This is a genomic window from Streptomyces atratus (genome assembly GCF_040655115.1).
Classification (GTDB): domain Bacteria; phylum Actinomycetota; class Actinomycetes; order Streptomycetales; family Streptomycetaceae; genus Streptomyces; species Streptomyces atratus_D.
The window spans coordinates 62,623-77,582 of record NZ_JBFAJH010000027.1; the positions used below are offsets into that span (position 1 = coordinate 62,623).

General features: G+C 70.1%; 15 protein-coding genes and 1 pseudogene. 3 read left to right on the forward strand and 13 right to left on the reverse strand.

The window, feature by feature from the left end:
* Positions 1-11: 11 nt before the first annotated feature.
* From AB0I23_RS25570 to AB0I23_RS25605, 8 genes are all read right to left on the reverse strand, one after another.
* Positions 12-404: a TadE/TadG family type IV pilus assembly protein gene (locus tag AB0I23_RS25570; protein ID WP_359112559.1), complete on the reverse strand. Its 393-nt coding sequence runs from the start codon at positions 402-404 to the stop codon at positions 12-14.
* 3 nt (positions 405-407) lie between these two features.
* Positions 408-872, reverse strand: coding sequence for a TadE family protein (locus AB0I23_RS25575; RefSeq protein WP_359112561.1), 465 nt, complete (start codon positions 870-872; stop codon positions 408-410).
* Between the two features lie 3 nt (positions 873-875).
* Positions 876-2,162, reverse strand: coding sequence for an AAA family ATPase (locus tag AB0I23_RS25580; protein ID WP_359112563.1), 1,287 nt, complete (start codon positions 2,160-2,162; stop codon positions 876-878).
* A gap of 7 nt (positions 2,163-2,169) precedes the next feature.
* The gene (gene cpaB / locus AB0I23_RS25585) at positions 2,170-2,877 is read right to left on the reverse strand and encodes a Flp pilus assembly protein CpaB (protein ID WP_359112564.1); all 708 of its coding nucleotides are present in this window, start codon (positions 2,875-2,877) and stop codon (positions 2,170-2,172) included.
* Between the two features lie 223 nt (positions 2,878-3,100).
* Positions 3,101-3,967: a hypothetical protein gene (locus AB0I23_RS25590; protein WP_359112566.1), complete on the reverse strand. Its 867-nt coding sequence runs from the start codon at positions 3,965-3,967 to the stop codon at positions 3,101-3,103.
* Positions 3,968-4,545: 578 nt separating this feature from the next.
* Complete coding sequence (locus AB0I23_RS25595) at positions 4,546-4,965, reverse strand: RidA family protein (RefSeq protein WP_359112567.1); 420 nt, start codon at positions 4,963-4,965, stop codon at positions 4,546-4,548.
* A gap of 6 nt (positions 4,966-4,971) precedes the next feature.
* A complete protein-coding gene (locus AB0I23_RS25600) occupies positions 4,972-5,730 on the reverse strand; it encodes an IclR family transcriptional regulator (RefSeq protein WP_359112569.1) in 759 nt (252 codons plus the stop codon).
* Complete coding sequence (locus tag AB0I23_RS25605; protein ID WP_359112571.1) at positions 5,727-6,830, reverse strand: sugar kinase; 1,104 nt, start codon at positions 6,828-6,830, stop codon at positions 5,727-5,729. Before AB0I23_RS25605 ends, AB0I23_RS25600 begins: the two co-directional genes overlap by 4 nt.
* A 137-nt stretch (positions 6,831-6,967) precedes the next feature.
* Here AB0I23_RS25605 and AB0I23_RS25610 point away from each other — a divergent pair, with 137 nt between their 5' ends.
* Together AB0I23_RS25610 and AB0I23_RS25615 are read left to right on the forward strand one after the other, a co-directional pair.
* The gene (locus AB0I23_RS25610) at positions 6,968-8,281 is read left to right on the forward strand and encodes an amino acid deaminase (RefSeq protein WP_359112572.1); all 1,314 of its coding nucleotides are present in this window, start codon (positions 6,968-6,970) and stop codon (positions 8,279-8,281) included.
* Positions 8,282-8,415: 134 nt separating this feature from the next.
* Positions 8,416-9,081: pseudogene (locus AB0I23_RS25615) on the forward strand (amidohydrolase family protein); the annotation flags it as partial.
* Here the strand turns inward: AB0I23_RS25615 and AB0I23_RS25620 are convergent.
* Complete coding sequence (locus AB0I23_RS25620; protein ID WP_359112574.1) at positions 9,073-9,915, reverse strand: siderophore-interacting protein; 843 nt, start codon at positions 9,913-9,915, stop codon at positions 9,073-9,075. The pseudogene AB0I23_RS25615 and the gene AB0I23_RS25620 sit on opposite strands and share 9 nt — an antisense overlap.
* Positions 9,916-10,001: 86 nt before the next feature.
* Here AB0I23_RS25620 and AB0I23_RS25625 point away from each other — a divergent pair, with 86 nt between their 5' ends.
* Complete coding sequence (locus AB0I23_RS25625) at positions 10,002-10,835, forward strand: TetR/AcrR family transcriptional regulator (RefSeq protein ID WP_359112576.1); 834 nt, start codon at positions 10,002-10,004, stop codon at positions 10,833-10,835.
* 48 nt (positions 10,836-10,883) lie between these two features.
* Here AB0I23_RS25625 and AB0I23_RS25630 read toward each other — a convergent pair whose 3' ends face one another.
* The 4 genes from AB0I23_RS25630 to AB0I23_RS25645 form a co-directional block, all read right to left on the reverse strand.
* Positions 10,884-11,051: a hydrophobic protein gene (locus tag AB0I23_RS25630; protein WP_359112577.1), complete on the reverse strand. Its 168-nt coding sequence runs from the start codon at positions 11,049-11,051 to the stop codon at positions 10,884-10,886.
* 104 nt (positions 11,052-11,155) lie between these two features.
* Positions 11,156-13,246: a bifunctional polysaccharide deacetylase/glycosyltransferase family 2 protein gene (locus AB0I23_RS25635; protein WP_359112579.1), complete on the reverse strand. Its 2,091-nt coding sequence runs from the start codon at positions 13,244-13,246 to the stop codon at positions 11,156-11,158.
* Positions 13,243-13,665, reverse strand: a complete 423-nt coding sequence (locus tag AB0I23_RS25640) for a hypothetical protein (RefSeq protein WP_359112581.1) — start codon at positions 13,663-13,665, stop codon at positions 13,243-13,245. The genes AB0I23_RS25635 and AB0I23_RS25640 overlap by 4 nt, the downstream gene beginning before the upstream one ends.
* A gap of 226 nt (positions 13,666-13,891) precedes the next feature.
* Positions 13,892-14,758 carry a S1 family peptidase gene (locus AB0I23_RS25645; RefSeq protein WP_359112583.1) on the reverse strand — a complete coding sequence of 289 codons (867 nt, stop codon included), beginning with the start codon at positions 14,756-14,758 and terminating at the stop codon, positions 13,892-13,894.
* Positions 14,759-14,960: the final 202 nt, after the last annotated feature.

Below are 14,960 nucleotides of genomic sequence, written 5' to 3' on the forward strand. Positions count from 1 at the left end.
TGCGGTGCGGGTCAGGTGCGGGGCATCGTTGAACTGCGTTCGGCCGGGCCCCAGATATGGACGCCCGGGATGATGTCGGGCACGTCGACGCTGACCGTGCAGGTGACCTCGTCGACGGAGGAGGGTCCGTAGACCTCGGCCCGGTTGGCGGTCCAGCCGCTCATCGCGTCCTTGGCTGCCTGCCCGTCGCAGTCGCCCGTCGACATGCTGGCCATACGGGCTCCCGCGCGGGCCCCGGTGCCCGCCTGGTTGGCGGCATACGCGGCGAGGCCCGCCTGGATCGCAAGGAGGCCGACCAGGAGCAGCAGGGGGATGAAACCCAGATACTCGATGGCGACCTGGCCGCGCTCACGGCGAGTGGTGACATCGGCCGTCCGGCCGGGTGTGTGCGTGCGCTTGCTCATCGCTCAGCCCTCCAGCGGCGCGGCCGCATAGCCGGTGACCGGGAACTTCCAGTTGAGGATGCCGGGCACCAGGACCGGTACCTGCAGCTTGACCTCGGCGGTGTACAGGCCGGACTTGACACGGCATTTCGACGACTTCAATCCGTCCCGCCAAGCCTGCGGCAGGTGTTCCTCGACAGCGTCCCGGCACTCCTTGAACCGCAACCCCTGCGAGATGGCCCCCTTGTGCGCCGCCTCGTCCGCCGCGTTCCCCGCCAGGGAGAACGTGTAGCCGATCAGCGCGCACTGCCACAGCACGAGCATCAGCAGGATGATCAGCGGCGTCACGCCCAGGAACTCGATCGCGGTCTGGCCACGATCACGCTCGCGCCTCCCGCTGTCCCCCTCACGGACAGGGTCGCCGTAGCGCCCTCCCCGCACCTCCCGCGTCTCCCGTATCCCGGGGCCTTTCATCTCGGTGGTCACCATGGCTCAACGTGCCTCCTCGGTCGTCGCACGGCCCCCGGTGTCACCGTCGCGCCGTCTGCGCGGGCGTCCGATCGAGCCTCGGTCGTTCTTGAACTTGCCGCGCTTGTCCGCGTTTTCGGGGACCTTCACGATCCCCAGCTCTCCGGCCAGCCCCCACAGCGCCTGCTTCACCGTGCTCTTGGCATCGAGTTCGTGCATCCGCCCCGCGTCGACGGCGCTCTGGAGCTCCTTGAAATTCGCGGGGACGGCCGTGTTCGCCATCCGGGTCCCGGTGATCTTCTCGATCAGCTGGGGCTGGATCTCGGTGTTGCGGATGAACCGGTTGACGAGGGTGAGCGTCTCCTCCGCCTTGCGGATCTGCAGTCGGTCCCACATCCGTACGGTGCGCTTCGCGCCGCGCACCGCGATCACGTCCGGGGTGGTGACCAGCAGCGCCGTGTCCGCCATTTCGATGGCCGCCGCGTTGGCGCCCTGGAGCTGGCTGCCGCAGTCGATGACCACGACCTCGTACCGTGACCGCAGGGCGCTGACGATCTGCCGGGCCGACCGGTCGCTGACCTCCTCGCCGCGTTCGCCCTCGCCGGGCGCCAGCAGCAGGGCGAGTCCGGAGCTGTGGCTGAACACGGCGTCGGACAGGACCCGGGGGGAGATGTCGGTGATCGCCGCCAGGTCGACGATGGAGCGCCGGAACTGCACATCGAGGTACGAGGCGATGTCGCCGGCCTGGAGGTCCATGTCGACGAGGGCGACCGTACGGCCCGAGGCCTGGGAGGCCAGGGCGAGCTGGACCGCGGTGACGGTGGCGCCCACACCGCCCTTGGCGCCGCTGACCGTGACGACCGTGCCGCCGGGACCGGTGAAGACATCTCCGCCGGTGCCCAGGTGGCGGCGTACGCCGACCGACCACTGGGCGGCGGACTGGACCCGGCTGACCAGCTCCTCGTAACTCAGCGGCAGGGTGACCAGGCCGCGGGCGCCGGACTCCATCGCCGCGGCGAACAGGCCGGAGCTGGCGTCGGCGGTGATCAGCACGACCCCGATGGCGGGGAAGCGCAGCGAGACCTCCCGGATCAGTTCCAGCGCCGGCACCGGGCCGATCCGCTCATGGACCAGCACGACCTCGGGCAGCTCGTCGAGCGACTCGCCCGCGAGCCGGGCGAGGGTGTCGATCAGCTGCGTCGAGTCACCGACGGGAGCCCCCGGCTCGGCGTCGGGGAGCTGGCTGAGCAGGGTGGTGACGGATCTGGCCGCGTCGGGGTCGCCGACCGCCGGGAGGATCCTCGTGGTCATTCGATCCTCACTTGTCCTTGTCGAGCGTGTAGGTGCGGTCGCCCGGGCGGATGGTGCTGTCGCTGCCGGAGGCGAGGAGCGCAAGGCGTACGTGCTCCGCGAAGGACTCGGCGTAGGCGATGCGCTGGGTGTCGAGCGTGTTGAGCGCGAAGGTGATCGGAACGGCCTCGGTGCCCATGTTCGACTTGGCGTCCCGGCCCGGCTCCAGGGCGGTCAGCTTGCCGACGTCCAGGACCTTGGCGTTGGAGACGATGACCTTCGACTGGGACGCCGCGCCGTCCTGCTCCCCGGCGAAGGTGGCGTAGATGTTGACCGTCGCACCGGGGGTGATCTTGCCGGCGACGCCGGTCGCGGCGTCGATCATGATGGCGATCTCCTGCTCGCCGGGCTGCAGTTCGGGACGCTTCTGCATCATGTCCGACTGGAGCAGCGAACCCTGGCGCAGCTGGGTAACGGCGATCTTGCCGTTGATCTCGGAGAGATCGGTCACCGCGTTGGTCGAGAGCCAGCGCTTCGGCATCGTGATCTTTTTGAACTGTCCGGTGGACAGCGCCGTATAGGGGGCGACGTCGGACCTCAGCTGGTAGGCGGAGACCTCGGGTCCGACCTTCGAGTTGACGTCGCTGATCACCGAGAGCACCCCGGCGAAGGCGCCGAAGGCGCACAGGACCGACAGGAGCAGGAGTATCACGCCGCGGCGCTGGCGGGAGTTCATGGGCCGGACAACCTCGTTCGTATCGGATGCGTGGGGCAGCGGACAGAAGGATGTGCGGTGACTCGGTTCATGTCTGAATCTGCGTCTGTGTCTGCGCGTGGACCTGTCCATGGGGCTTGTGTGCAGTTCGACGGGGACGGCGGATGACAGGGAGCGGAGACACAGGAGCGGAGATCGGGGAGCGGGGGGTAGATATATGCGGCTGTGGAGGAATCCGGAGGCGTTAGGAGCCCGGTGGTGCAGGTGCCCCCTGGCCGAGGACACCGCTGGCAGGCATTCGGTTCTCGGGAGCGTGAAGCGGTGACGTACAGAATCCGCAGCGGTCCCCGATGAGCTCCATTCCGCACCAGTGGCAGATCTCCCGCCTTACCGAGGCCACGAGTTGGTACAGCACGGAGATGTCCGGAAGGTAAGCGGCAAATTCCACCAGCTTTCCGGTCCCCCACCAGCCGGAGGAATCGGAAGGCGGGGCGGTCTCGTGAATGGCCTGGACCTTCCATGCAGGGGCCAAGGTCTGTTGCACCCATTCGGACTGCGACTGCCCCTTGGCGATCAGCAGATCCGTCGCGAATTCGGGACCGTCCAGAGGTTTGACGGTCGGTCCGACCTTGATGAGCTGCGGTTTCGGACCCGCGAGTACGGCGAACTGGGAACCCGGGACCCAGGACTTGGCGTGCGTCTTCAGGCTGACCGGAACCCGGTCCAGCTTGGTGACGGAGTTCAGCAGGGCGCCGGCGTGGATGTAGTGGGACAGCAGCCGGGCGGCGGATGCCACCACGCCCGGGCTGAAGTCGCAGATCGACAACTGACGTAGCTGACGCACCAGTACGGCGATGCCCAACGGTGGCAGATCCACCTTGAGCAGGGCGATCCGGTCACTCTCCAGGACCGATCTGACGGAGTGCATCCTGCGCTCATGGGCGACCGGCAGGCTGGCCGAGTAGATGGCGACGACATACCCGTGCTGCTCCAGCAGCACATGCATGTCGCCGATCGCCTGGTCCATGGTCTGGTCTTCCGGAGCCCGGAGCAAAGCGGCTGTCGGTGTCTGCTGGTCGGTCGGCGGCAGCACGAGATCAGCACTGGTCACTGCTATTGCGGTCGGCACGCTGGTTCCCCGTTCGGCTCCGGCCGTTGTCGTCACGACAACGGCCGCAATCGCTCCTGCTCCGTGCTTCTGCGTCAGCACTTTATCCACGTCTTACCAGCCAGAGAACACTTTTCGGAGGCCAGTACGACAAGGTGCGCGCGGTGCGGGGGCGACTCGCACGCAACACACCGGTGCGAAATCGGACGAAACTGATACTCGTTAAATGCCGTACCACTGCGGAGGGTTACTGGACTCCGTTCCGATTCCCGGTGTTCAGAATTCGTATCCGCACGTCAGAATGGATCTCCGCCGATCGACGGCAGGCTCCGAGGCGGGCTCGGTCACTGTCCGACCACCTCGACCCGCCCACCCGCGAGAGACCTCGAACCGCGCGCGAAAAGATCACCGGAAAGCGTCAATGGAACCCACCTACGGGTGACTTCGGCCGACAGCGGTCCGGACCACCGCGCAGGATGCGTCCGCGACCTGTGGGGCTCGGCACGGCGCCCCCTCGATGCGGGGCGCCGCGCCGTGCGGCGTGGTGGTGCGGTGAGGCAAGCGGATCGGCCGGGGATCGTTCAGCCGAGGACGGCGAGGGCGTCGATCTCGATCAGCAGGCCCTTGGGGAGGCCGACGTACACCGTCGTACGGGCGGCAGGGGCCTCCTTGAGGTTCTGCTCGCCGAAGTACGTGTTGTAGATCTCGTTCATCTCCGCGAAGTGGTCCACGTCCGTGAGGTAGACGCGCATCATCATCACGTCGTCCCAGCTCGCGCCGCCCTCCTCCAGGATCGCCTTGACGTTGGCGAACGTCTGGAGGGTCTGCTCGCGCAGCGTCGGGCCGGCCGGGGTGGGGGCCTGGCCGGTCCCCTTTCGGTCGGCGGGCAGGAAGCCGACCTGGCCGGCGACCTGGAGGATGTTCCCCTTCCTGACGCCGTGCGAGAACCTGGCGGGCGGCGTGGTGTGGGTGCTGGGGGTGAGAGCGGTCTTCTCGGTCATCGCGGTTCAGGCTTTCTCGGGTCGGTTGGTGCCGGAGTACTCCCGGCTGATGGTGTCGGCGGTACGGCGCACCAGCGTGAGCAGGGTGAGGAGTTCCTCGGCCGTGACCACCACATTGGGTGCGGAGACCGACAGTGCGGCGACGACACGGCCGTCGGCGCCGCGGATCGGGGCGCCGACGCAGTTGATGGACTCCTCGTGGCCGCCGAGGTCGGTGGCCCAGCCCTGTTCGCGGACGACGGCGAGTTCCTTGAGGAAGGCACCGGCGTTCGGGACCGAACGGGACGTGTACATGGGGTAGTCGAGCTTCTCGGCCACCGCCCGCCGCTCGGGCTCGGACAGGTCCGCGAGCAGCAGCTTGGCGACGGCGGCGACGGTGATCGCGACGGGCTTGCCGATCCGCGAGTACATCCGGACCGGGTAGCGGCTCTCGACCTTGTCGATGTAGAGGACTTCCTCCTCCTCGTACACCGCGAGATGGACGGTGTGCCCGCACTGTGCGTTGAGCTCGACGAGGTGGGGGTGGGCGATCTCGCGTACGTCGAGGTTCTCGACGGCCTCCTGCGCGAGGGCGAAGAGGCGGGCGCCGAGGCGGTAGCGCTGGTCCTGCTGGCGGTAGACGAGACCGTGTTCGTGCAGCGTACGGAGCAGGCGGAGCGCGGTGGACTTGTGGACGCCGAGGCGGTCGGCGACCTGGCCGAGGTCGGCGGGGCCCTCGGCGAGGAGCGGGAGGATGCTCAGTGCTCGGTCGACGGTCTGGCTCATGTCGGGTGTACCTCCTGCGGGGCCGGGCTCCGGTCGATACCGGCTGCCGTCCAGCCGGGACCGAGACGAAGTCTTCCCCAGGCGGCGTCGTCGAGAGCGACGAGTTCGTCGGCGTGGGCGCGGGCCGGCGGGTCGGTGAGGTCGCCGGGGACGGTGAGGACGGCGGCGGCCATGAGGTGGCCGTGGCGGACGCGGTCGCGGACGGGGAGCCCGCGGAGAGTGGCGGAGAGGAAGCCGGCGGCGAAGGCGTCGCCGGCGCCGACGGCGGCGACGACGTCCACGTGGAGGGCGGGGACGGTCGTGACGGAGGAATCAGCCCGTCCGGCGACTGAGGAGCGGAGTTCGGGGCGGCGCCCCGAGAAGACAGTCACCCCCTGGGACCCCCGCTTGACCACGAGCACCGCCGGCTCCGGCAGCGCCTCACGGATGGCGTCGGCGCCCCGCAGTCCCCAGGCCTCCTCCGCCTCGTCCTCACCGACGAAGACGAGATCGGCGCGGCGCGCGAGATCGAGCAGCACGCCCGGGCCCTCGTCCCCGCGGCGCCACAGGTGCGGGCGGTGGTTCACGTCGAACGAGATCAGCGGGCGGTCCGGGCGGGGCTCGGTGAGGGAGCGGAGCAGGGACAGGCAGTCCGCGGAGAGGGCCGCCGTGATGCCGGTCAGGTGCAGGATCCTCGCGTCGAGCAGGTCCTCGTACGCAACGGTGGCCGGGGACATCGCGGAGGCCGCCGACCCTGCCCGGTAGTAGGCGACTTCATGGGTACCCGTCGCCCGGTCCGCCGCCGTGCGGAAGTAGATGCCGGTGGGGCGGTCCGGGTCGCGCCGGACCGCCGACGTGTCGACCCCGTAGGCCGAGATCGCGTCGACGAGATGGTCGCCGAATCCGTCCGCACCGACCCGGCCGACCCACTTCGCGCGGTGTCCCGCCGCCGCGAGCGCGCAGGCGACATTGGACTCGGCGCCCCCGATCGCGCGGCCGAAGGACGGGACGTCGGCGAGGCGTCCGGGCTGCGAGGGCAGGAACGTCACCATGGACTCACCGACGCAGACGACATCGGCGGTGGCGGCTCCACCTCGTCCCACGGCTGCGGGTCCGGACACTCTGGGCTCCTCGCTGCTGAGCGCTCCGCACCGGCTCTCACCATTGACCCGGCGTCGGCTCGGATGTTAGACAGCCGTAAGCGATATGCGCAACGGGCGTTGCATATGATGCAACGAACAGATTTCGAGGAGGGTCCATGGCCGCCGCCGACGAAGACGTCGCGACAGCTCCCCACACGCTCGGCGATCTCGCCGCCGAGCGGGTCGACCACCGCTTCAAGGCGCTCCCGCCCGACGCCGACGGGCTCACGGTCGCCGCCCTCGCCGCAGAGCGCCGCAACCTCTTCACCGGCGGCTTCACGACGCCCGTCCTCGCGCTCTCCGCGGAGTCCGTCGCGCACAACCTCGCCCTGCTGGAGACGTACTCCGAACGCCATGGGCTCGTGTTCGCCCCGCACGGCAAGACGTCCATGGCGCCGCAGCTCTTCGCCCGCCAGCTGGAGCACGGCGCGTGGGGCATCACCGCCGCCGTTCCGCATCAGGTCCGGGTGTACCGCGCGTACGGGATCGAGCGGATCTTCCTCGCCAACGAGCTCGTCGACGCGGTCGCGCTGCGCTGGCTCGCCGGCGAGCTGGACTCCGACCCCGGCTTCCACTTCATCTGTTACGTCGACTCGGTGCGCGGCGTCGAGCTGATGGACGAGGCGCTGCGGGCCGCGGGTGCGGTACGTCCGGTGGACGTGGTCGTGGAACTCGGCGCCGGTGAGGGCGCCCGCACGGGTGCCCGTACCGAGGCCGACTGCGCGGCGGTCGCCGACGCGGTGGCCGCGGTGGGGACGCTGCGGCTGGTCGGGGTCGCCGGTTACGAGGGCGAGGTGCCGGACGCGTCCGCGGAGCGGGTGCGGGACTGGCTGCACCGGCTCGTCCGGGTGGCCGCCGACTTCGACAAGGCGGGCCGGTTCGCCGCACTGGCCGGAGACGACCGGATCGTGATCAGCGCGGGCGGCAGCGCGTGGTTCGACACGGTCGCGGAGGTCTTCGCCGCGATTCCCGAACTCACTCGCCCCGTATGCAAGTTGCTGCGTTCGGGGGCGTACGTCTCGCACGACGACGGGCATTACCTGCGCCTCACACCGTTCAACCGGGTCCCGGAGGAAGGCGCCCTGCAGCCCGCGTTCCGTCTCTGGGCCCAGGTCGTCTCGCGGCCGTCCGCCGAGCAGGCGTTCGTGAACGCGGGCAAGCGGGACGCGGCGTACGACCTCGATCTTCCGCAGGCGCAGGTCGTACGGTCCGGGCGGGACGGTTCGGTGCGGGCCGCCACCGGCATCACCGTCACCAGGCTGTCCGACCAGCACGGGTGGCTGCGCACCGAGGCCGGGGCGGAACTGGAGGTCGGGGACTGGGTCGGCATGGGCCTGTCGCATCCGTGCACGTCGTTCGACAAGTGGCAGTTGATTCCGCTCGTCGAGGCGGACGGCACGGTCACGGACTACATCCGCACGTTCTTCTGATCCCTGCGGGCGTTGTCCTCAGCCCTCCAGCCCCTCCGGCGATCGAGGAGCGGGGGTGCGGGGGCAGCGCCCCCGGTCACCGGTCCGCTCCAGCCCGTCCGGCGACCGAGGACCCGGGGGGCCGGGGGCGGCGGCCCCGGTTGGCGGAAACCGTCCGCCACCACCTGGAGGTCCTCGGCTCGGACGGCTGCCACGGCGTGCCGATCGAGTGGGACACCATCGAGATCTCCGGCGTGGGCGCACCCGGCCTCGCCGACCATGTCGGCCGTACGGTGGCCGAGTCCGCGCGACTGCGCGGCGAGACCCCCTGGACGACCGCCCGGCGGCTGCTCCTCGACGACCGGCTCGGCTCGACGATCCTGCAGCATGTCGGCCACGAGGAGAACGTCCGACAGATCATGCGCCACCGCGTCCACACCGGCGGCAGCGACGGCATCCTCCAGGGCGACAAGCCGCACCCGCGCGCGTATGGCACGTTCCCGCAGTATCTCGGCCGGTACGCAAGGGGGTTGGGCGTCCTTTCGCTGGAGAAGTGCGTCGCTCATCTCACCTCCCGCCCGGCGGCCCGGCTGCGGCTGACCGACCGGGGGTACGTCCGCGAGGGCTACCGCGCCGACCTCGTCCTCTTCGATCCGGCGACGGTGGCGGCGGGCTCGACCTTCGAGGCGCCCCGCACCCTGCCGGTGGGCATTCCGCACGTCCTGATCGACGGCCGCTTCGTCATCGAGGACGGCAGGCGGACCTCGGTGCTGGCGGGACGGGCGGTCCGGTCGTCCCGGTCGGTACGCGGCTCATGGTGAACCCTCCTCCGCCCGCTCCTTCGCCCAGGCCAGGTCCTCCTCGGTCGGGGCGTCGTCCTGGGTCAGCCTGCGCCGCCAGTAACCACTGAACTCCACCGCCGACCTGGGCATCCCGCGCTCCTCGACCAGGTGGCGGCGCAGCGTCCGTACGGTCCCCGACTCCCCCGCGAGCCATGCGGCCCCCGCCCCCGCCCCGCCCGGCAGCTCCGCCGCGCGGACCACGTCCGTCAGCTCCTCCCCCGCGTGCACCCAGCGCACGGTCACCTCGGCGGCGGAGGAGAGCCGCTGCTCCTCCCCCACGTCGACGACCGCCACGTACGCCACCGCGCGCATCCCGGCCGGGAGTGCTTCGAGCAGCGTGCCGATCGCGGGGAGCGCTGTCGCGTCCCCCGCCAGCAGCAGCCAGTCGGAGGCGGGCAGCGGCCGGGCGTACGCCGAGGAGGGGCCGACCATGCCGAGTACGTCCCCGGGCCGCGCGGTCCGCCCCCAGCGGGTGGCGGGTCCGGTGTCGCCGTGGAGCACGAAGTCGACGGTCATCTCGTCGCGCTCACGGTCGTACGCCCGGACGGTGAAGCTCCGCATCCACGGCCGGTCGGCCTCCGGGATCGCGAGGTACGCCTCGTACCACCGCATCCCGTACGTGTCGTCGGCGTCCTGTTCCGGCAGCACGGGCGCGCCCCGCCCCTTCGGGAAGCAGAGCTTCATCTGCTGATCCGGCCGGTCCTCGATCAGGTCGGCCAGCGCATCTCCGGTAAAGGTGACACGCGCCATCCGCGGCGTGATCCGCTCCACGCCCACAACCTGGACGTACGACACCGGCAGCGACTGACTCATCGGAGCGGGCACCTTCTTTCTCCCTGATACCTTATGCCGTAAAGAATCGTCTGGGCGAAGTTACTTTATGGCGTAAGGAGTCGCAAGTGGTGGTCTATGCGGGACAGGGCGACGCCCGCCGTTCGATCGCCCTGTTGTGGCGCACGGAGAACGCTCCGGCACCGGGTGGAACAGGGCCGGGCGGAACGGGACCGGCCCGGTCGGGGCCCAAGCCCGGACTGACCGTGGACGCGATCGTGAGCGCCGCCGTCACCGTCGCCGACGAGGACGGCATGGCGGCGCTCTCGATGCGCGCGGTGGGCGAGCGGCTGGGCCGGACGGCCATGGCCCTCTACACGTACGTCCCCGGCAGGAGCGAGCTCCTGGACCTGATGTACGACGCGGTGCATGCCGAACTCCCGTCCGACTACCCGGACACGGAGAACTGGCGCGCTTCCCTCACGCGCTGGGCGGAGGACACCCTCGCCTTCCACCTCCGCCACCCGTGGGTGCTCCAGGTCTCCCAGGCCCGGCCGGTGCTGGGCCCGCACGAGTACACCGCGCTCAACACCCTCGTACGCCTCCTGTACGGGACCGGGCTCGACGCGCATCTCCTGCGGCGGCTGATCGGCACGCTGTTCCACTTCGTCCGCGGCTCGGCGCAGACGGTCGCCGAGTCCCGGCAGGCCGCGGCGGTGACCGGCCAGTCCGACGAGGAGTGGTGGTTCGCCCGCTCGGCGCTGCTCGGTGAGGTGGCCCCGGACTTCGCGGACCGCTTCCCGGACGTCGGCCGCCTGGAGAGCGAGAGCGCACCCGAGCCGCCACCGGCCGACGACACGGTGCCCTACCTGGAGCGTCAGGCGCGCGAGACGTTCACCACCGGGCTCGGCGTGCTGCTGGACGGGATCGAGGCGGCGGTGCGACGCACGGGCGCGCCGTGAGAGCTGTGGGGTCTCACGGCGCGCGGGGACGGGTGTGCGGCGGCCCGGCTACCAGCGGTACCAGCGGCCGCGGCCCGCACCGCTCCCGGGCCGGACGATGAACCCGAGCAGCCACACGGCCAGCACGATGATGGCGACCCACCACAACACCTTCAGCGCGAATCCGGCACCGAAAAGAAGCAGGGCGATCAGGAGAACGAGAAGAAGGGGAACCATGGGATATCAACCTCCAGCCCATCGAGTGCCCCGCATTTCGTCGTCCACACTCTGTCCGGGGTACGGGCCCGGGCGCACAGTGGCCCGGTGCAGAGGTCAGGGCGTCAGCCGGCCGGCTGGCGTTCCAGGGTGTCGGTGGCCGATCCGGTGCGCTGCATGCGGTGCCAGCGCAGCGGGGATCCCAGGAGTGCGGTCACCACCGACTGGACAACGACCAGGTACATCAGCTGGCGGTAGACGAAGATCTGGAGCGGGAGCGTCCAGAGCGGTTCGAACTTCTCGCGGTCCAGGCGGAGGGCATACACCGCGCTGAAGACCTGAATCGCCGTGAAGCCGAGCCACACCACCAGCGCCTGCCCCGCGCCCTGGAAGAGAAGCCCGTACAGAGCGAAGACGTCCACCAGGGGGGCGAGCAGCGGGAGCACGGTCTGGAAGACCATCAGGTACATCAGTCCGCGCCGGCCGAGCTTGCCCGACTGGCCGCGTTCGAAGACGGCCCTGCGGTGCTTCCAGATGGCCTGGAGCGTGCCGTAGCACCAGCGGTAGCGCTGCTTCCACAGCTGCTTGACGGTGGCGGGCGCCTCGGTCCAGGCGATGGCCTTCTCCTCGTACACGACGCGCCAGCCGTCACGGCAGAGCGCCATGGTGAGGTCGGTGTCCTCGGCGAGGGTGTCCTCGCTGACCCCGCCGACGCCGACGAGTGCGTCGCGGCGGAACGCGCCGATGGCGCCCGGCACGGTCGGCATGCACTCCATGATGTCGAACATCCGGCGGTCGAGATTGAAGCCGATGACGTATTCGAGGTGCTGCCAGCGGCCCAGCACGCCCTGCCGGTTGCCGACCTTGGTGTTGCCGCTGACCGCGCCCACCCGGGGGTCGGCGAGCGGCTGGATGAGATGGCGCACGGCATCCGGCTCGAAGACGGTGTCGCCGTCGATCATGACAATGATGTCGAAGTGGGCCCAGGCCAGACCGGTGTTGAGGGCGGCCGCCTTGCCGCTGTTGGGCTGACGGACCACCATCACCCGCTGGTCCTCGGCCTGCATCGCTTCGGCGATCTCGAAGGTCCGGTCGCTGGAGCCGTCGTCGACCACGATGACCTGGATGTACTCATGGGTGGAGGCGAGGAGCGAGCGGATGGTCGCCTCGATGCCCGCCTCCTCGTTGTAGGCGGGGACGATCACGGAGACCGGATCGGTGAGCGGGGGGTGGCGCGGGGCGCCACGTCTGCGGGAACGCTTGACGCGGACGCGCTTCACGTGGACACGGGCGACGGTGAAGAGCATCACCAGACGCAGCACCGTGATCACACCGGCGATCGCGAGCAGCCAGGTCATGGCGTCGGCGAAGCCGCGCGCGGCCTGCTGGGCGCCGACCACGGCGGCGCCCCGCCAGCGGGCGGGCGCGGAGACCTCGTAGGTGGCGCCGGCCATGCCGATGCCGTGGCCCACGCTGGTGAACGTAAGGTCGTGGGCGCCGCCGGCCGTCAGGAGCTGCTCGGTCTCGCTGACCGCGGCGGGCGAGCCGACCAACTGCCGTACCGCGCCGCGCTGCGGTGACCGGTCCGGACCGTCGGCGGCCACCACGACGTAGCCGTCGATGAGTGCCCGGCGCGCGGCCTCCCACTGGGAGCCGCAGAGGGTGCCGGTGGTGGTGGTGTGCGGGAGGCGCAGCAGATGGGTACCGATGCCGGCCGCGCCGGCCAGGGTGTTCTGGGTGAGCGACAGCTCAAGGTTGGTGCGGGGCTTGGAGAGTCCGGCGAGATTGGCGTCGGTGTAGGTGTGCGAGCCGATCTCGTGGCCCTCGCGCTTGATCCGGCGGACGAGATCCGGGTGGGCGGCGGCCTGCGCACCGGTGAGGAAGAAGGTGGCCTTGGCGTCGTGGCTCTTCAGTACGTCGAGCAGGCGCGGGGTCCAGGCGGGGTCGGGTCCGCCGTCGTAGGTGAGGGCGACGGTGTCACCGGGCATCTCGGTGGCTTCGACACCGCCGGTCCTGGGGTTCTGGCGGATGACGGGACCGCCGCTGAGGCTCACCGTGGGCTCGGTGGCGCAGGTGGTGGTGGAGGGCGCGGCGGTCGGGGCTATCTCGTGGCGTCCGTACCCGCTGAAGATCAGCGCGGTGGCGGCGACGGCCAGGGTCAGGCTGAGCAGGAACCAGTGGGCTCGGGGGTCGCGGCTCAGGGCGTGCCGGGTCACTTGGGTCCCTTGGTCGAGCCGGGTGCGGCGGTGCTGCGACTGGAACTGTTGCCGTTGCCGTTGCCGTTGCCGCGGGAGGCGGACGGGGTGGTCGTCGCGGGGGCGGGGGCGGCCGATGCCGTGGGGGCGGAGGCGGTCGACTTCGCGGGCGCGGTGGCCGCGCCGGTGGGCGCGCCGGAAGCGTCCTCGCCGGGCGAGGCGACGGCCGAGGTGTCGGCGGCCGGCACCGCGGAGGGCTTCTCCGCGCCGGTGGGGGCGGAGGGCTGTGCTGATTCCTCGGCGTGGGCGGGCGCCTTGCCGCCGTCGCCCGGGCTCCAGGGCAGGGCGCCGCCCGAGGGAACCGCGCCGAACAGGCCGGCCACGATGATCGCGACAAATCCGACGCAGATCACGCCGACAAAGGTGGCCACATACCTCATGAGGCGACCCCTGCGGCCGGACGTGTCGACGAATACAGCATGGTCACGATGTGTCACGGGGGCGGATTCTATGGAGTGCGAGCCCCCATGGGAAGCCGCCTCCGATACCAGGGCATAGCCAGCGACACGGCGGAGGCCGGGTCATATCACCCGTTCGAACCTCGGCTCGGACCGATGCAGCCCGGGCGGGGCGTGAACCGCCCGGGCCACACGGGGACGCCGACGACTACGGCTTGGGCAACGTGCACCCGGTCCGGTTGAGGTCGATCTGGCTGCCGGCGCCGATGCACGGCACGATGCCGTACGTCTCCTGGGCGTAGTTGATGCCCTGGCGGACCGTCACATTGCCGCTCTCGTCGACCTCGCACGGATTGTTGACCGTGCACTGCTGCCCGTCCTCGTTACCGGTGTTGTTGACGGCGACGACCTTGCCGGTCGCGTTGTCGATCACCGGGGAGCCGGACGTGCCGCCGATGGTCTGGCAGGCGGAGGTGTAGCGGACCGAATCCTTCCATGTCCACCCGCCCTCCTTCAGGCGGTAGACGAACCCGTCGATGCTGCAGCTGTACGTGCGCTTCCAGTAACCGGAGACGACCGTGATCGCGGTTCCCTGGACCGGGTGCGCGGCGTTGAGCTCCAGCGCCTTGATGCCGTAGGTGCTCTCGATCTGCGCGTAGGTACGGGTGAGTTGATACAGCGATATGTCAGTGTCGGTCATCGTCCCGTACGCGATCTTGCTGGCGCGCAGGGTGCCGACTCCGCTGCCCGCGGAGTTCAGCAGGGTGAAGCTGCGGGTGGACCTCTGGCCGAGGACGACCTCACCCGGACCGGGGAAGCCGGTCTCCATGCAGTGCCCGTTGGAGAGCACGAGCGCCGGATCGCTCGGGAGCGAGGCGGCCGTGCGGACCACGGAGCCGGAGCAGTTGCTGAGCGCGACCGTACCGGCGAAGTCGACCGCTTTGGCCGTGATCTGCTCGGCCTGCGTCGTCTTCTGCGGCGCGTCCGCGTCGTGGCTTGTGGCCGCGACAGCGGGTGCCGTTCCCGCTCCGAGGAGCAGAACAGCGAAAAGCGCGCCGAGGAGAGGCTTCTTCATGTGGGGATCCCCTCTAACACCTGTGACCGAAGTTCCTTCGGTTTTGTCATGCGCATTGTTGGGGGTGCACGGGTCCGGGGCAAGACCCCCTTCCGGCCCCGGGACAGCGCTTAGGCTGTGCGCATGGTGCAGAGCACGGCGGAGGACGTCGACTTCGACCTGGTGCGCGACCTGTTGAGGGGCACCGCGGCCCGCCGGGCAC